Below are 18,165 nucleotides of genomic sequence, written 5' to 3'. Positions count from 1 at the left end.
ATCAAGTCTATTTCTTAGTTAATACTAATGTATATCAAACTTCTCTTTTTCGGCATTCTGCTATCCGGTACAGTACCTGTACTTGCCCAGACGCTCGAAAAAGATACCCTCCAGCTCAACGAACTACAGGTAACGGCGGGCCGGTTTACCGAACAAAGCCGCCTGCTCCCTTTCCGGATAAAACAGATCACTGCCAGGGACCTCGCCTTTAGGAACAGCCAGACCTCCGCGGATGTACTGCTGCAAAGTGGTGATGTTTTTATTCAGAAAAGCCAGGCCGGAGGGGGCAGCCCGGTCCTCCGCGGGTTTGAAGCCAATCGGGTACTACTGGTGGTGGATGGGGTGCGCATGAACAACGCCATTTACCGGGGCGGACACCTTCAGAATATCCTGCGGATTGACAATAACGCGCTGGAGAAGGTGGAGGTACTCTTTGGTCCGGCCTCGGTCCTGTACGGCAGTGACGCGTTGGGCGGCGTTATCAGCTTTCAAACCCGTCAACCTACCCTTTCCGACGACGGTAGACTCCGGTTAAGTACCTCCCTGCTCACTCGTTTTTCGAGTGCCAACAAAGAAACCACCCAACACGGTACTATTAACCTGGGCTTTAAAAATTTTGGCTCTTTTACCAGCTTCACCGCTTCCGAATTCGGGGATATCCGGCAGGGAAAAAACCGCCTGAGTCGTTACCCTGATTTTGGCAAACGTACTTTTTTTGTGGTAAGGGAAAATGAGCAGGATGTAGTCAAAGAAAATCCAAAACCGGATGTACAGGTTGGTACGGCCTACCGGCAGTTTGACATGCTCCAGAAGTTTTTGTACCGCCCCACCGGGCAGGTAGAGCATGTAGTGAATATTCAGTATTCTTCCACGGGTGATGTACCCCGCTACGACCGGCTTACCCAACGTAGCAACAACGGGCTACCCAGCTTCGCCGCCTGGTACTACGGCCCCGAGAAACGTTTCCTGGCTTCGTACCAGCTGAAGCTGGCCGGTCAGAACTTTTACGACAAACTGGTACTTACAGCGGCCTACCAGGGCATTCAGGAAAGCCGGCACAGTCGCCGTTTCAACAATAGCAACTTACGTTCTCAGGTCGAAAATGTAGAGGTTTTCAGTCTCAACGCTGATGCCCGAAAAGTCATTAAAGCGCACACCTGGCGGTATGGTCTGGAGCTGGTATCGAACCAGGTACTTTCTACGGCTACGAGCCGCCATATTCTGACAGGTGCCACCGTACCCTCTGACACCCGCTACCCCGACGGCGGAAGTACCATGAACTGGCTGGGTGCCTACCTGACCGACCAGTGGGCGGTAGCTGAAGCGGTGGTACTTAATGCAGGACTCAGGTACTCGCTCGTCAGGCTGGAGGCCCGGTTTAACAGTAAAGAATTTTTCCCTTTTCCCTTTAATCAAACCAGCCAACAGGCCGGTAACCTGAGCGGTAATATAGGCGTAGTGTACCTCCCCGCTCCCGCTACCCGACTTAATCTCCACGGCTCCACCGGCTTTCGAAGCCCTAATGTAGATGACCTGGGTAAAGTGTTTGATTCCCAGCCGGGCCTGGTGGTAGTACCTAATCCGGGCTTACGTCCGGAGTATACTTATAACCTGGAAGTAACGGCTAACCAACGCCTGGGGGAGTACCTCTGGCTGGATGCCACCGCTTACCAAACCTGGCTCCGCGACGCGATTGTCATGGATGCGTTTACCTTTTCAAATCAGTCGGAGATACTGTACGACGGGGTACTTAGTCGGGTACGGGCCAATCAGAATAAGCAACGGGCGCTGGTACGAGGTTACCACCTGGGTTTTAATGCCCGCCTTCGGGAAAATTTGAGCCTGCGAAGTACCTACAACTATACCTCCGGCCGAGTGCTGGAAGCCAACGGAACCACTTCTCCGCTGGACCATATTCCCCCGCGCTTTGGCAAAACCAGCCTACAGTACGAGATTCCTAAATTCCGCGCGGAGCTAAGTACCTTATACAATGGCTGGAAACACCTTAAAGACTACCGCCTCAACGCCGAAGACAACGAAGCCTTTGCTACACCCGATGGTACCCCCGCCTGGTGGACCCTGGACCTGCGTACTTCCTACCAGGCCAACCAGTACCTGACCCTGCAACTGGCCTGTGAGAATATCCTGGACCGCAACTACCGGTACTTTGCCAGTGGAGTAAGTGCGCCGGGCCGGAATTTTATTTTTTCTCTGCGGGGCAGTTTTTAGAGTTTATGAGTGGGGAGTAAATGAGGTAATAATACAAAAAGGTCAGGCTCCCCAGCCTGACCTTTTTGTATTAAATAGAAGTACTAATTTTTTACTTCAGGGAAACAATGACCTTTTCAATACCTTTCTGCTTAGTGAGGGTATTGAAGGCGGCGATATCTTTATTCACTAATTCCTGCATTTCGGCTTTCAGCTTTTGCCACTGAGCATCCAGTTCTGCCACCCGTTGTTTCTGGCCATTGGTAACAAAAGGTACATTGGAATCCAGTTCACCCCGGACAAAGATATAATCGGCGCTTAGCATGTTCAGGAAGTTAATGACATCGTCGTTAGCCGCTGACTTGTTCTGCACCAGCTTTTCTTCCCAGGTTTTGAGTTTCTTCACAAGACCTTTTCCCTGCTCGGTCACCTCTTTCATCTCCGGCTTATCTTTCAGCAGACTGACCACTTCGTCCACCTGCTTCCGCACTTTACGCATACCTAGTACCGCCTCATGAATCTCCCTCACGCCATTCTCAATGGCCATCATGGTTTTCTGCTGTTCTTCGTAGTCGGCAGCTGTAGCATTGATACGAGGATCAGGTAATGTAGTAAACGAGACAGTTTTGCTTTGCTTGCCGTAGGTAAATCGGGCAGTATACGTACCCGGTGCCATTTTACGTCCGTCGTAGCTTCCTTCTATAAATACGGTAGGTACGCCGGGAAGAGTTTCCGCGCGCATATCCCACACAAAGCGGTTCAAACCTCCTTTTAAAGGCAATGTAGGATCAGGGGAAGGCCCGCCGGGGTATTCTTCAAATTCCTTGTCCTCCTTGCTGCTGTAGCTTCTGACCACTTCTCCTTTTTCATTCAGTACCTCCATGGTAAGGGTCAGGCTGGTGTCCGGTTTAACGGGTAACTGGTAGTAAAAAACTACCCCGGTGGCCGGGTTGGTACCTACCGAACTGCTACTACCCACCCCGATTGAAGCATTTTCTTCGTCCTCCACCTTGTCCAGAGTACTGCGGCCCGATACCCGGTAGGTATCTTCGGGAGTGTTTACCATCAAACTGTCTCTGGACTGTTTCTCGTTGTACTGCCGCAGGGGAGCCAGGTCGTCCAGAATCCAGAAGGAACGACCGGCGGTAGCCGCAATCAGGTCGTTTTGGTGTACTTTCAGGTCGGTGATAGGCGTAACGGGCAGGTTCAGTTGTAGGGGCGCCCATTGACTGCCGCCATTGTAGGATACATACATTCCAATTTCGGTACCGGCGTACAGCAGCCCTTTCCGCTGACTGTCTTCCCGCACTACCCGGGTAAAGGCGCCGTCGGGAATACCGGTGGTTATTTTGGTCCAGGTCTTCCCGTAGTCGGTCGTTTTGTAGAGGGAGGGGCTGAAATCATTGAACTTATACCGGGTTGTGGCCAGGTAGGCGGTTGCCTTATCGTGCGGAGAAACTTCAATGCTGTTCACCAGGGTTTCTCCCAGACCGGCCGGCGTTACATTGGCCCAGGTCTTGCCACCGTCGCGGGTCAGGTGAACCAGGCCGTCGTCACTACCCGCCCAGAATACACCTGCTTCCTGCGTTGATTCCAGCAAATAGGAAATGGTCGCGTAATTCTCGCCACCGGCCCCTTCGTTGGTGTAGGGTGCGCCACCCAGGCCAAGTTTGGTGGTATCACGGCGGGTCAGGTCGGGAGAAACGGGCGTCCAGGTTTTGCCCAGATCAGTAGTTTTGAACACAATGTTTCCGGCGTGGTAGTACGCTTTTTCCCGCTGAGAGTAAATGATCGGGGCGTTCCAGTTAAAGCGGTACTTCATATCTTTCGCCCGGACCGATTGGTACTGAATGGGCGAAACCATGACACCCCTGCCTTCTTTATTTTGCAAATCCAGTAGCTCAATGGTACCCTGGTAGCTGCCTCCCATCACGTAGCGGGGTGCATCGGGGTCAAAGGCCAGGAAGGCACTTTCACCACCGGCCGAAGCTTCCCAGTCTTTTTCGGTGATACCAGCGCCGTTGGTCGTGCGGCTGGCAATCATGACCGAGCTGTTGTCCTGTTGCCCGGCGTACACACGGTAAGGAAATACATTATCAACACTAATTCGGTAAAACTGGGCCGTAGGCATTGCGTTTTGAGGAGAGAACGACTTGCCACCGTTGAACGATACCGCCGCTCCCCCGTCGTTGCCACTCACCAGATTTTTGCTATCCTTGGGGTTAATCCAGAGGTCGTGGTAGTCACCGTGGGTGGTGGTAAATACGCGGCTGAACGTTTTGCCGCCATCAATTGACTTAAGGGCGGGAGAGTTTAGTACATAAACAACGTTTTCATTGCTCGGGTCAGCAAATATTTCAATGTAGTACCAGGCCCGCTGCACTGTGCGGTGATCTTTGCTGACGCGAGTCCAGTTCTTGCCGCCATCGTCGGAGCGAAACACGCCCCCCTGCTCTTTTTCAGTGTCGGATTCAACCACGGCAAACACCCGCTCAGGATTAGCCCGGGACACTGAAACCCCAATCTTACCCAGTTCTTTAGGCAGACCTTTCTGAATTTTAGTCCAGGTTTCGCCGCCGTCGGTGGATTTATACAGGCCACTACCCTTGCCCCCGCTAACTACCTGCCAGGGCAGGCGGCGGTGATCCCACATGGCCGCGTACAGGATGCGCGGATTGGTCATATCCATACTCAGGTCTGCGCAACCGGTGTTTTCATCCACGTACAGAGTCTTCTTCCAAGTTTTCCCTCCATCTACTGATTTATAGATGCCCCGCTCCTCCGAAGCACCGTGCAGGGCTCCCTGGGCCGCTACATATAGTACGTCAGGATTTTGGGGGTGAATGCTGATTCGGGCAATGTGGCGAGTGCCGTCCAGTCCCAGTTTGGTCCAGGTTTTACCGGCATCGGTCGATTTGTACACGCCGTCACCGTAGGAGGTCATTACGCCCCGTGGTGCGTGTTCACCCATACCTACATACAGGACGTTCGGGTCCGACTCGGCTACGGATACGGCTCCCACCGAACCGGTTTTGAAGTACCCGTCCGAAATGTTTTGCCAGGATACCCCGGCATCCGAGGTTTTCCAGAGGCCACCGCCCGTAGTACCCATGTAGTAGGTAAGCGGGTCGCCCCCTACGCCACTCACTGCGACGGACCGCCCACCCCGGAATGGGCCAATGTTTCGCCACTTCACCGCTTTGAACAGGGTGTCGTAAGGTACCTGGGCGGTTGAGGCCGGGCTATTGGTTGCTGATGAAGTTTTTGATTTTTTCTGTGCACTGAGACCCAGCGGTAAAGCAGCCAGGGCCAGAACGAGGAGAATTTTTTTCATGCAATTAGTTTGGTGAATTAGAAATGGGGCGAAAAATGAAATGGCAAATTAATCAAATTTACGGTTGAACCGGGCAGTTTTCTCCACCCAAAACCATTACCTACTCCCACACATAAGTTCCTACCGCACCAGCGGGCAGTTGGTGAGACACCTCTCTTCGTCCCGACCGGATGGTGAAGGGTTGGGTTAGGGTGCTATCATTGAAAACTATAAGTACTTTACTGCCAGAAGGAGTTTTAAAAGCCACATTAGGCAGGTGGGCAGGTATCCCGGAGGAAATCCGGACCGAACCCGGCCGGACAAATTTGGAAGCATGTGCGATAATATAGTAGGCCGGATTCCGGATTACCACATCGCCCGGAGCAATGGTAACCGCCCCCAGACATTGCGTACAGCCCCCCGGGGTATGTGGGCGCTGGTTCGGGTCGGCCGCCAGGTTCCACTCAAGTACCGTGCGCGCCCAGTTACGGGTAGCTCCTATGATGAGGTTTTTCACGTGCCAGGCTACATCACCCGCCATATTGCCCGGTGCACCTACCCACTGCTCGGTAAAGTAAATAGCCTTGTCCGGATGAGCAGCATGTACTACCGACAAGGCGTCAATAGTTCCTCCGTACAAGTGAAATGCCGAACCATGTACATACCGCTTTACCTCAGGGTCATTCAGAATACTGATGGGATAGTCGGGACGGTCGGCGTTGTGGTCGTACAGGATAATTTTGGTCTTTATTCCCGCTTTTTGAAAGGCAGGTCCGAGGCTGTTTTTAATAAATGCAGCCTGCTCTTCGGGTTGCATCAGCAAACTGGGATTATTGCCGGGGTGCAGGGGTTCGTTCTGAATCGTAATGGCATCCAGCCGGATTCCTTCTTTCTCCATTTCCTGAATATACCGAACAAAGTACCTGGCGTAGGCGTCATAAAACTCAGGTTTCAGGCTTCCCCCCTTGGAACTGTTATTGGTTTTCATCCAGACCGGCGGTGACCAGGGTGAACCCATAAATTTCATATCCGGATTTATTTCCAGAATCTGTTTAATCAGCGGAATCAGATCTTTCCGGTCTGGTTTAAGACTGAAATTTTTCATCTTGGTATCGGTTTGTCCGGCTGGCAGGTCGTTATAGCTGAAAACGCGGTCGCTGAGGTCGGAGGCGCCAATGCTGAGGCGCAGATAGCTAACCCCGATGTTCCGGCCACCGGTCCCAAAAAGCTCCTGCAGCAGTACTTCCCGGGCCGAGGCTTTCATCTGATTAAGTACTATGGCACTTCCGCCGGTCAGCGTATACCCAAAACCGTCCATCGGCTGAAATTCCTGGTTTTCATCCACCCGGATGGCCGGAGAACTTTCGTGGGCTGAGTCGCTCATTAACAGCGGCTTTTGCTCCTGAAACAAAACCTGCGCCCCCGGGTTTGTAAGCCACAGGTCTACCTGCCCCTTGATTCGCTCGCTGGCAGTACCCCGCTCGGTACTATCCAGGCCGGTGGTATACTTTTTACTACAGGAAAGTAAACCCAGGGTGAGCAAAAACATAAAAAAATTAATTATGCGCATACAAGGAGCTTGTTCGTAAAAAATCAGGATTTGGTATCTGCAATTTAATGTAAATCCGGGTAGGCTTTTACTCAAACAAAAAAAGCTACATTTACAAAAAAAACACAAAAAGCTAACGCAAACTACCAATGGACATCTTTGTAGGTAGCCTTCCCTTTAAAATAAAGGAAAGAGAATTACAGGAAATTTTTGAAAAATACGGTGAGGTTTTATCCGTCAAGATTATAATTGACCACGAAACCCGGCAGAATAAAGGCTTCGGATTCGTAAAAATGCCGGACGAAAATCAGGCCCGCCACGCCATTGCTGAGTTAAACGGAGTGGAAATTGAGGGGAGAGCCCTGGTGGTCAACGAATCAAAATTTAAAAAAGAACCCGGTCGTACCGGCGACAGCCGCCCCGAAAGAAGTACCCCAAGAAGCAGCAGCGACTCCACCCCCAGACCCACCGACCGCAGTAGCAGTTCTGACCGACCCGACCGTAGTAGCAGTACCGACCGGCCGGCCAGCGGAGGCGGTGGTTACCAGGGTGGTGGATTTAACAAAGGCAACGACTCTGGAAAGGGAGGCGGAGCCAGCCGGGGTGGCTCGGGGTTCAGCAAAGGTGGTTATGGGAAAGGTGATTCGGGCAAAGGTGGTAATTTTAAAAAAGATGGCGGCTTTGACCGGGGCCGCGGTGGCAAAGGTGGCAGTGACCGGCCCAAGGGCAACAAAGGCGGCAACCGCTGGGACTATGATGATGAATAGACCAGCACCTTATCTCTCTGCAAGTACCAAACCCAACCTGCCAATGCACACCATTGAGAATTATCTCTTAAGAATATCAGTGAATGAAATCGGAGCCGAACTTTGCCGGATCCAGTCCGTTGCCACGGGTCTTGACTACATCTGGAAGTCTGACCCGGCAATTTGGGCTTATACCGCGCCCGTCCTTTTTCCAATCATCGGCGAGCTGAAAGAAGGTACCTATTTCTACCAGGGCAATAGCTACCACCTGGCGCGGCACGGTATCCTGCGGAACAACTCCAAAATAAAACTAACCGAAAAGGCCCGGAACTTCCTGAAGTTTAGCCTGGAATACGATGAGGACACGCTGCTGGCTTACCCTTTCAAATTTCGGTTCAACCTAACATTTACCCTGGAAGGTAACCGCCTGCTGGTAAAGCATGAAGTGGCCAATGCGGGTAAGGACACGATGCTGTTTTCGGTGGGCGGGCATCCGGCTTTTGCCTGTCCCCGCCACGAAGGCGAAAGTTACAGTGACTACTACATCGAATTTGACAAAAAGGAAACGGTAGCCAGGTGGTTACTGACCGACAAAGGCCTACTAAGCGGGGAAACCGAAATGGTACTTCAGGATGCGGACCTACTACCCCTGAGCCATGACATTTTTAACGCGGATGCGCTGGTTTTTAAAGATTTAAAATCCAGGAAAGCAAGTTTAAAAAGCCGGATAACCCGCGAGGTAGTAACGTTGAGCTTTGAGGATTTCCCCTACCTGGGCATCTGGGCCAAGCCCCACGGTGACTTTGTTTGTATTGAACCCTGGCTGGGGGTAGCTGATAGCCAGGATACCGACCAGCAATTTGAAAACAAAGAAGGTCTTATCAGTTTAGAGGCGGGTGGTTTGTTTACAGTCGGTTATTCCGTTGAAATTACCGAGGAATAAATTGTAAGTACTACTCTACAAAAAAGCCCCTAACCAGTATGGTAGGGGCTTTCTTGTTGGTGAGCAGTCGGGGCCCGTCAGGGTTTCAGAACTACCTTGACGCAGTCATCCTGCTTATGCTTGAACATATCGTAGCCGCGGGAGGCCTCAATCAGCGGAATCTCGTGGGTGATGATATCGTCCAGTACTACCTTTTCATCTTTAATCAGGTCAATCAGGTGGTCAATGTACCGCTGCACCATGGCCTGGCCCATCCTGATGGTGAGTCCTTTGTCAAAAATGCGGTGCACCGGGAAGTTCTGGTAAGGGCTTCCGTAAACCCCAACCACCGTAACGGTACCTCCGCGACGCACCGCTTCAAAGCACGTTTCCATAACTTTATTGGTACCTTTTTCCAACAGGAGTGTAGCCTTTACTTTATCCATAGTACTTCGTTCGGCTTCGGTACCAACGGCGTCAACGCATACATCAGCCCCCCGGCCGGAAGTCATGTCCCGGATGGCTTCCACGACATCTACCTTATGCGGATTCAGAGTTTCTACGTTGTTATTCTTTTTGGCCATATCCAGCCGGTAGTCCAGCGGGTCAATGGCAATAACCCGCCCGGCCCCCTGAAGCCATGCCGCCTTCTGGGCCATCAGCCCCACCGGTCCCGAACCAAAAATAGCTACCGTTTCACCTCCTTTCAAATTGGCCCAGTCAATTGCCGCCCAGCCCGTTGGGAATATATCCGTCAGAAATAGTACCTGCTCATCGGTCATGCCTTCGGGTACTTTCCGTACGTTGAATTCAGAGTATTGAACACGCGCGTATTCGGCCTGCCCGCCGGCGTAGCCACCGTACAAGTCGGTATAACCGTACAAACCCGCGCCTTTTCCACTCATCATGTTTCCTTCGGGTCCGTAATATTCAAGATTGGAGTTTTCGCAGTGGGTGTGCAGGTCGTTGTTACAAAAGAAGCATCCGCCGCAGGCTACCGGGAAAGGTACCACCACCCGGTCGCCTTTTTTCAGATTTTTGACGTTTGGACCAATATCCTCCACTACGCCCATAAATTCGTGTCCCAGAATCTGATTGCGGAGCTGAGGGAAGAATCCATCATAAATGTGTAAGTCAGAACCACAAATAGCCGTGGAGGTAACTTTCAGGATAATATCACTTTTCATTTCAATGCGAGGGTCCTCTACGGTGTCGACTCTTATATCACCAATCTTGTGAAAAACGGCTGCTTTCATAGTTTTTAAGTTGAAGTGTGAATAATAAAAACGTTCTCAATCCTGGCAAAAAAATCAAGCCAGCCAACCCTTTCCCAACTACATTCTCACCACCGGAACCTCATTCCCCCCAACAAGCGTTACCTTTACAAAAAAATAGCAGCTGAACGCCTAGTACCTTGAAACAGAATATCTTATTTATCACCCCACCCTTTACCCAACTCAATACCCCCTACCCGGCTACCGCCTACCTCAAGGGATTTTTGAACACGCAGGGGTACCCGTCGCATCAGGCTGATTTGGGCATTGAGGTAATCCTGAAATTGTTTTCTGTCCAGGGGCTGCAACAACTGTTTGACGCCCTGGAAGCTTCCGACGTTGAATTATCCGATAACAGCTACCGCATCTACGCCCTACGGGCCGAGTACCTGCGCACCATTGATCCGGTCATTCGTTTTTTGCAAAATAAAAACTCTACCCTGGCCCATGTTATCTGCGACCGCAGCTACCTGCCCGAGGCGGCCCGGTTTGAACAACTGGAAGAACTTGACTGGGCTTTCGGCACCATGGGTATTCAGGATAAAGCGCGCCACCTGGCCACGCTGTACCTCGAAGACCTGGGCGACCTGATTCAGGAAGCCGTTGACCCTCATTTTGGGTTTAGCCGCTACGCCGAACGGCTGGGGCGCACGGCCACCCATTTTGACGAAATTCAACAAACCCTGGAAGCACCCGACACCCTGATTTCTTCCCTCCTGGTTTCGCTCCTGGAAGAAAAAATTCAGCAGTGGCAACCGGAGGTAGTTTGCCTGACGGTACCTTTTCCCGGCAACCTGTACGGCGCTTTCAAATGTGGGCAGTACCTCAAACAGCACCATCCTGCCATAGCCGTGGTCATGGGCGGCGGCTACGCCAATACCGAGCTGCGTACCCTGCGGGAGCCGAGGGTTTTTGATTACCTGGACTTTGTTAGTCTGGACGACGGAGAAGCACCCCTGATAAACCTGCTGGAGTACCTGGCGGGACAGCGCGAACGGCATGAACTCAAAAGGGTTTTTGCCCGCACCAACGGGCAGGTGCTGTACTATAACGGGGCCAAAGAAAAGGATGTAGCCCAGCGCGACACCGGTACCCCCGACTACGCCGACCTGCCCCTGGACCGGTACCTGTCGGTGATTGAGCTGGTAAACCCCATGCACCGGCTGTGGAGCGACGGACGCTGGAACAAGCTGACGCTGGCGCACGGCTGCTACTGGGGAAAGTGTTCGTTTTGTGACATCTCGCTCGACTATATTAAGCGGTATGAGCCGCTTACAGCATCGCTTATCTGTGACCGTATAGAAGAAATTATCCAACAAACCGGCCAAAATGGTTTTCACTTTGTGGACGAGGCGGCCCCGCCGGCCCTGCTGCGGGACCTGGCGCTGGAAATTATCCGCCGGAAACTGACGGTAGTTTGGTGGACCAACATCCGGTTTGAGAAAAACTTTACGGCTGACCTCTGCCAGCTCCTGAAAGCCTCTGGTTGTATTGCCGTATCGGGCGGACTGGAAGTGGCCTCCGACCGCCTGCTGGAACGAATGAAAAAGGGCGTAACGGTAGCGCAGGTAGCCCGTGTAGCCGATAGTTTTACGCAGGCAGGTATCATGGTACACGCATACCTGATGTATGGTTTTCCTACCCAAACCGCCCAGGAAACCATCGACTCCCTGGAAATGGTACGTCAGCTTTTCCAGCTTGGGGTGGTACAGTCGGGTTTCTGGCACCGCTTTGCCATGACGGCCCACAGCCCCGTGGGGCTGCATCCAGCCGGGTTCGATGTCACGCGCATCGGCCCTGACTTTGGGGGCTTTGCCGACAACGACCTCTACCACAACGACCCGCTGGGTGCCGACCATGATCTGTTTTCGGAAGGGTTACGAAAATCTCTTTTCAACTACATGCACGGCGTAGGCTTTGAACTCTCGCTGAAAAAATGGTTTAGTTTCAAAGTACCCCCTACGTCCATTCCGCCCGCTTATATTGAGCGAAGCATCACCGAAGAACCTCCCGTTGAACCCCGCCCCAACGCGCTGGCGGTGTGGATGGGCGGGGAGCCATCGCTTACCGTATTTGAGCAAAAACAGGGCAGGCAGGTGGTAGAAGTAGCCGAACTGGAATTTTATAACCGGAAAAATCACTGGGGGCTAACTACCAGCGCTGACCTGGCCAACTGGCTGATGGGTATCCTCCCCAAACTTTCCATTGGTACCCACGAGCCGTTGCCGTACCAGCAACTTATCACCGACTACGAACGGGCTGGCTTCGGCAGCTTTGAGGCTTTGCGGCAGTCTTACGTCTGGAAGGAACTACGGGAGAATGGGTTACTGGTAGTGTAGGGAGTAGTAGTGAATAATTGAAAGCAAGAAGTAGCAGAGCCAGTACCTCTCAACGGCTCTACTACTTGCTGGTCTTACTCAGGCATGCCTTTGTCGGTGCCCCTGGCCTGGGAAAACGCCCGTACTTCCCCGGTTTCCATATAGGTTTTAAAATTCAGGACATCGTCTTTTACAATATCTTCAAATACAGGATTCAACAGGCGGGCCAGTTCTTTGCCGGGTACGCCCAGGGGCGCTTTGTACGTGATAACTACGTGTAAAGTAGTACCCAGGGCCCCTTCGTCCAGAAACTCAACTTTGCCCGCGTTGGTAATAGTTGAGTCAGGCAGTGAGCGCCAGCTCAGCAATCGCCCGGGTTCGTCCTTCACTATTTCGGCCTTCCAGCTCACGCTACCGACTCCCCCGGGTCCTTTGGCGGTCCACTCGGAGGTGGTAGTATTCAGCTCCTTCACCGATTTGATATGGCTCATAAAGAGCGGCAAATTTTCCAGTTTTCGCCAGAAGTTATAGATATCCATCCGGCCCCGGTTAACCGTCATATTCACCCGTATATTAATATTCTGACTGTGCTCCTGGGCGGGCCGGTCTTCCAGAGCGGTGTGCAAAGGACAGTAGCCGGTAGCCCCCCGAAACAGCAGAAAGCCACCAATCAGGGCTTCGGTCACACTTCGTTTTTCCTTTAAAAAAAGACCATCCAGCAACAGGTATGTCCCGCCTACTACCGAAATAACCCGCTCGGTAGGTCCGACATTAATTTTCTGGTCGCGCAGAATGAGGCTATAAGCATCTTTCATAAACAGGCTTCATTGGGTGATATGGGTATAACCAGGAGGGGTTGTGGGTTGTTTAGCAGCTTGGTTAAATCCTACAACTTGTATAAGTCATAAGAGAAGCAACAGCTTGCCTAACCAAATACTACCTATGAAACAGAATTATAGGAATAGTACATTTTAACTACATTTGTGAGTTTAAGGGCCATAACAATTCCCAGAAATTGTACTTTGAGTGCTAAACACAATTTGACACCCCTATAAAAATCGTTGATGAAGGTATTATTTTTTACCCTGGTACTCCTTTGGGTTTCCTATGGGGCACTCGCCCAGAATGACACAAGCCGTACCGAGCCCCCCCCAACCATTCCTGTTACTACTTCCCCCAAAAAATGGTATGAAGCTATTTCGATCCGGGGCTACTCCCAGGTTAGGTACAATGGCTTATTTCAGACAAATCCAGACCTGGGCTGTGAGCAGTGCGACCGCTCCTGGGGCGGAAATGGCGGTTTTTTTATCCGGCGGATGCGCATCATCTTTTTTGGCCAGATTCATAAACGCATTTATCTGTACGTACAACCTGACTTTGCCAACAGCCCCGGTGCGGACCGTTTGCACTTTGCGCAACTCAGGGATGCTTACTTTGATTTGGGTCTGGATGATAAAAATGAGTTTCGCTTCAGAATTGGACAGAGCAAGGTACCTTTTGGCTTTGAGAACATGCAATCCAGCCAGAACCGGATTCCGCTGGACCGGAATGATGCGCTCAACAGCGCCGTAGCCAACGAACGGGATTTGGGTGTATTTTTTTACTGGGCCCCCAGCCGCATCAGGAAGCTTTTCTCCGAACTCGTCAGTACCGGATTGAAAGGTAGCGGCGACTACGGGGTTTTGGGTTTAGGGGTGTACAACGGTCAAACGGCCAATACCTCCGAATTGAACACTAATCGGCACGTAGTGGCGCGTTTTTCGTACCCATTTACGGTTAAGAACCAAATCATTGAAGCTGGGATTCAGGGCTATACCGGTAAATATGTACTACCCCGGGCTAATGTTAGTTCGGGGGTGCGGTTCAATGAAGGCCTGAACTATACCGACGAGCGCGTCGCGGCCACGGTGGTACTCTACCCGCAGCCTTTCGGCATACAGGCCGAATATAACGTAGGCCGTGGTCCGGAATTTAATAAGGCCAGCCAGTCCATTGAAATACAAAAACTAACCGGCGGCTACCTGACCCTAAACTACAAAATGAATATTCAGGACCAGCTGCTGTATCCGTTTATTCGGGCGCAGTACTACGACGGGGGCAAAAAGCACGAAAGAGACGCCCGCAGTTACCTGGTGCGGGAACTGGAAATTGGCAGTGAATGGCAGCCCTGGAAAAACTTTGAATTGGTGGTGATGTACACTTTTTCCAGACGGCGTTACGAGGACTTCCTGTTTCAGGATAATGTACAGAAGGGAAGACTCCTGCGCATTCAGGCCCAGGTGAACTTTTAAAGGTATTTAAAGGGTACTTCCTAAAAGGTGCCTCCCGGGAGCTAGGCAATTGATGTAGGAAATGAATCGGGAGGTCTGGTTTTTACCAAAAGAATGAGATAAGGGACGAGGCCTTCAATGGTCGTCCCTTATCTTTTTTCTAGGCAGCCAAACCATGAGAAGGATTGGCCGAAAGTCCTCTCCAGTCTATTTTCTGCTCAGTCGATTCAGCAGATTTGGAAGTCAGTGCTGAGAATAAAGAAGTCAACCATCCCGCCCGGGGCTGAACATAACAAAAGTGACCCTCAGGATTGGTTAATTGCTCATAAAAGAACGGGACATTTTGGTAAGCGTGTTCACAGGTAGCAATCAGGCTGTTTAAGCCGATAGCGACTACTTTCCATTGTTTTATTTCTTCGCCAATGCTGGCACGGAAGAAAAAGCAGTCGCCGGGTTGGAGTTGATGTGGTATTTTCATTATCTTTTTAGTTTGTTATGGTTAAAATCTGCTCTTCTTTTTAGTCAATCTCACCACGTTGATATATCGTTTTTTCTCGCTTACTAAACAGCATCAACATGACAGGAATAAATTGGATTATTTCAAGCAAGTTGTTAGAGTTAATTCAAATAATAAAAATAGCGTACCAAGCGAGCCTCCATTTGAAAAATATTTTATAACATAGTTTATTTCAGCCACTTAAATCTTAGTTTTCTCTCCGTCACCTTCTTTGTTGGTTGCGCAATAATTACCCAGTTGTACAATTTGTTGTTGTCGCAACTATTCACATTTGTTCCACCTGAAAGCGCCTAAAAGGCATATCTTTTCCGGTTGACGGAGGTGAAATCAGAGCTGTTTTAGGTAAGACCATTCAGAAATCCTTATTTAAAACTATAGAATTTCCATCGGGTTGTATAATTCGGTGTAAGTGGCTGGTTGGTAAGGGTGGCCCGTACCATCTCGATGGGCATGTTGTTTTCTTTCATGATCCGGTCGTGAAACTGCCGGTAGGTCATCTTACCGCTGTCGACCAGTTCCTTTTTGAGGCTCATGATCTGTAAGCCCCCGATCAGGTACGCTACTTGGTACAGCGGGCCGTAGTTTCCTTCAAACGAGCGGCGTACTTCGCCTTCGGCGTTGGCTCTTTCGTGTCCGACCCGCTCCACCAGGAAATCAATGCACTCCTGCGGCGTCCACTGGCCCAGGTGGTAGTTGAGCGAAAACAGAATACGGGCGCAGCGGTGCATGCGCCAGAACAGCATACCGATCCGCTCTTCGGGGGTTTTGGCGAAGCCTTTGTCGTACAGTAACAGCTCCCAGTACAGCGCCCAGCCTTCCGTCCAGAACGGCGTACGGAAGTCGGCGCGGTAGGGTTTGTAGCGGCTGCTCATGTAGTACTGCAGGTGGTGCCCAGGTACCAGTTCGTGTTGCACCGTAGCCCTTGAAAAGTACGGGTTATTGCCCCGCATACTCATGAGTTTGTCGTCATGCTCCATGGTTTGGGTTGGGTAGGAAATAATAATGTCCCGCCCCCCCAGGAAGAACGGATTGACCAACTGTCGCTCGGGCGTCATCATCTGCATACCCCAGGCTTCGTCGGCCAGTTCGGGATACTCGATCAAGTCATTTTTCAGGATAAAATCACGGGCATCGTTGTACAACTTCATGATCAGCTCGGGTTGGGTACCTGCCGGTACATAGCTGTTTTTTACTTTTTCCTGGGCGCTACGCCAATCTTTTCCGAAACCCATTTCCTGCGAGGCCTTCAACAATTCCTGATCGCACCAGGCAAATTCCTGGTTGGCCAGCTTTATGAGTTCTTCTGGGGTATAGCTAATCATTTCTACCTGCAACTGCCGGAGTAGCTCTTCCCGGCCAATGGGCTTGCCCTTTATACCGCTCTTGTCTTCCTTTTGGGTGGTAGTTAATTTTCCTTTGCTCCGCATAAGTTTGGAATAGGCCAGCAAGGTACTATCGAGCACTGCATACGGCCTGGGTACCCACCAGGAAAACAGGGGATCATAACCCGAATAAAAATCGTAGGTACTTTTCAAGCGGGCTTTCAGGCCCAGCAGGGCTTCTTCACCGCGCAGGGCCAGGGGCATATCCAGCGACTCTAGTTTTCGGGCCATTTCGGCCGCTGCCTGCGCTTCCTTAAGTACTTCGTTCAGCGTACCGGCTACCTGCTGCCCGTCCACCGTCGTACCCCGGCGGCGTTTTTTCTCCAGCTCATACAGCTTTTCGGCAAAGGGAAAGTACTTAACCAGCTGGTTGTATTCTTTCTCCTCCTGCGCCAGGGTCAACCCATGATCCTGGATATTGCGTTTGAGCAGAATGTAATCTACTTTCCCGTACACACTCATAGCGTTGAAATCCAGTCCGGCCAGTTTGGCTAAGTAGCTCTTATCCAGTTCATTTTTTCTTTTTCGCTGTTCGGGCGAATCCAGCACCGTAGTACTGGTACTGTAACCCCGGTTAGGTACCATGGGCGAGTAAAAATGCTGGATGGCGGCCAGGTCCTGCCGGTACTGAATAACCAACCCGGCCGTTTCGCTGGTTTGTTCGTACAAGTTGAATTTGTCGGGGGAAGGCTGGGCCAGCAGCAGGGCCGACTGCAATACGAAGGAAGAGGCAAAAAATAGTTTCATCATTTCGGGTTAAGGAAAAGGTAAATAAGGCAATTAGTACTAAATATAAAGCCTTTTCCCTGCAAACCAAGCCAACCAAAAGCAAGCCCGATCAAAGTCCCGGAAGGTACTTCCTCCCCTCTGTTCCTACTTTCAAATTGATTTAAAGCTCATTTATTTTTCAAAGCAGGAAAAGGGTCGTACTTCTGCTTTTGGCAATACTTCCCACCCGCGGAACATCCTAAAGCATTATTTACAGGATTGGGTACTCAACCTACCTGAAGTAAAATGACCAATTTTTACCACCAGATACAAACACAACTCTCTGAAATTTACAGAACTAAAATTTTATTCATTAACTTAAATCTGGATTGGTATGAAACGCAGAGAATTTATTCAAACAAGCTTAGTAACAGCACCACTGGTTAGTGTTTCGTCAATAGTGTTAGGTGCTGATAACAAACCGGCTACTAAAAGCTTTACGATCAGGCGAGGCGAAGACCGGTTTAAGGAACCTATTAAGTACCGGGGCGTGAATCCAAACCTGGTGAAGATATCGGCAAAGGATACAGCGGGTTTATATTCAGTATTCGAGTACGAAGGAATAGCCAAGATGGGTCCGGATATGCACGTACATTTCAAACAAGACGAAACGTTTTACGTCCTGGAAGGAGAATTTCTTTTTCAGGTAGGAAATGAAAGACAGACGCTGGTAGCAGGCGATACTATTTTTTTACCGCGCAATGTACCGCACACCTGGCTTCAGTTATCTGACAGGGGAAAGCTGATGTACCTGCTCCAGCCCGCCGGGAAAATGGAGGAGTTTTTTAAGAAAATGAATTCATTAGAGGGTAAACCTACCGCGGAAGTGGTCCAGAAAATACACCTGGCCCATGATCTGAAAGTAGTGGGGCCACCTCTTACGGTCTAGCCAGGTAGC

General features: G+C 50.8%; 12 protein-coding genes. 6 read left to right on the top strand and 6 right to left on the bottom strand.

The window, feature by feature from the left end; all coding sequences use genetic code 11:
- Positions 1-27 precede the first annotated feature (27 nt).
- On the top strand, positions 28-2,229 hold the full coding sequence (locus VGN67_RS02355) for a TonB-dependent receptor (RefSeq protein ID WP_327485161.1): 2,202 nt from the start codon (positions 28-30) through the stop codon (positions 2,227-2,229).
- A gap of 91 nt (positions 2,230-2,320) precedes the next feature.
- Here the strand turns inward: VGN67_RS02355 and VGN67_RS02350 are convergent, their stop codons facing one another.
- Together VGN67_RS02350 and VGN67_RS02345 are read right to left on the bottom strand one after the other, a co-directional pair.
- Entirely contained in the window at positions 2,321-5,542 is a 3,222-nt protein-coding gene (locus tag VGN67_RS02350) for a WD40/YVTN/BNR-like repeat-containing protein (protein ID WP_327485160.1), read from the bottom strand.
- A 100-nt stretch (positions 5,543-5,642) separates the two neighbouring features.
- Positions 5,643-7,091: a glycoside hydrolase family 30 protein gene (locus VGN67_RS02345; RefSeq protein WP_327485159.1), complete on the bottom strand. Its 1,449-nt coding sequence runs from the start codon at positions 7,089-7,091 to the stop codon at positions 5,643-5,645.
- A gap of 128 nt (positions 7,092-7,219) precedes the next feature.
- Here VGN67_RS02345 and VGN67_RS02340 point away from each other — a divergent pair, with 128 nt between their 5' ends.
- Together VGN67_RS02340 and VGN67_RS02335 are read left to right on the top strand one after the other, a co-directional pair.
- Positions 7,220-7,837: an RNA-binding protein gene (locus VGN67_RS02340; protein WP_327485158.1), complete on the top strand. Its 618-nt coding sequence runs from the start codon at positions 7,220-7,222 to the stop codon at positions 7,835-7,837.
- Positions 7,824-8,759 carry an aldose 1-epimerase family protein gene (locus tag VGN67_RS02335; RefSeq protein WP_327485157.1) on the top strand — a complete coding sequence of 312 codons (936 nt, stop codon included), beginning with the start codon at positions 7,824-7,826 and terminating at the stop codon, positions 8,757-8,759. The genes VGN67_RS02340 and VGN67_RS02335 overlap by 14 nt, the downstream gene beginning before the upstream one ends.
- Positions 8,760-8,836: 77 nt before the next feature.
- On the opposite strand, the gene VGN67_RS02330 is transcribed toward VGN67_RS02335, so the two are convergent.
- Positions 8,837-9,994 (bottom strand): zinc-dependent alcohol dehydrogenase, encoded by a 1,158-nt coding sequence (locus VGN67_RS02330; RefSeq protein ID WP_327485156.1) that lies wholly within the window; start codon positions 9,992-9,994, stop codon positions 8,837-8,839.
- 158 nt (positions 9,995-10,152) lie between these two features.
- Between VGN67_RS02330 and VGN67_RS02325 the strand changes: the two genes are divergently transcribed.
- Positions 10,153-12,351, top strand: a complete 2,199-nt coding sequence (locus VGN67_RS02325; protein ID WP_327485155.1) for a B12-binding domain-containing radical SAM protein — start codon at positions 10,153-10,155, stop codon at positions 12,349-12,351.
- Between the two features lie 74 nt (positions 12,352-12,425).
- On the opposite strand, the gene VGN67_RS02320 is transcribed toward VGN67_RS02325, so the two are convergent.
- Complete coding sequence (locus VGN67_RS02320) at positions 12,426-13,145, bottom strand: SRPBCC family protein (protein WP_327485154.1); 720 nt, start codon at positions 13,143-13,145, stop codon at positions 12,426-12,428.
- 249 nt (positions 13,146-13,394) lie between these two features.
- Between VGN67_RS02320 and VGN67_RS02315 the strand changes: the two genes are divergently transcribed.
- Complete coding sequence (locus VGN67_RS02315; protein WP_327485153.1) at positions 13,395-14,621, top strand: porin; 1,227 nt, start codon at positions 13,395-13,397, stop codon at positions 14,619-14,621.
- A 139-nt stretch (positions 14,622-14,760) separates the two neighbouring features.
- Here the strand turns inward: VGN67_RS02315 and VGN67_RS02310 are convergent, their stop codons facing one another.
- Positions 14,761-15,078 (bottom strand): hypothetical protein, encoded by a 318-nt coding sequence (locus tag VGN67_RS02310; RefSeq protein WP_327485152.1) that lies wholly within the window; start codon positions 15,076-15,078, stop codon positions 14,761-14,763.
- A gap of 401 nt (positions 15,079-15,479) precedes the next feature.
- Positions 15,480-17,249 (bottom strand): DUF885 family protein, encoded by a 1,770-nt coding sequence (locus tag VGN67_RS02305; protein ID WP_327485151.1) that lies wholly within the window; start codon positions 17,247-17,249, stop codon positions 15,480-15,482.
- Positions 17,250-17,601: 352 nt separating this feature from the next.
- Here VGN67_RS02305 and VGN67_RS02300 point away from each other — a divergent pair, with 352 nt between their 5' ends.
- The gene (locus VGN67_RS02300) at positions 17,602-18,156 is read left to right on the top strand and encodes a cupin domain-containing protein (RefSeq protein WP_327485150.1); all 555 of its coding nucleotides are present in this window, start codon (positions 17,602-17,604) and stop codon (positions 18,154-18,156) included.
- Positions 18,157-18,165 lie beyond the last annotated feature (9 nt).

The sequence above is a fragment of the Telluribacter sp. genome (assembly GCF_035998675.1).
In the GTDB taxonomy this organism is placed as follows: Bacteria; Bacteroidota; Bacteroidia; order Cytophagales; family Spirosomataceae; genus Telluribacter.
The sequence above is the reverse complement of the archived record's forward strand: the minus strand, read 5'-3'. Positions and strand labels throughout refer to the sequence as shown.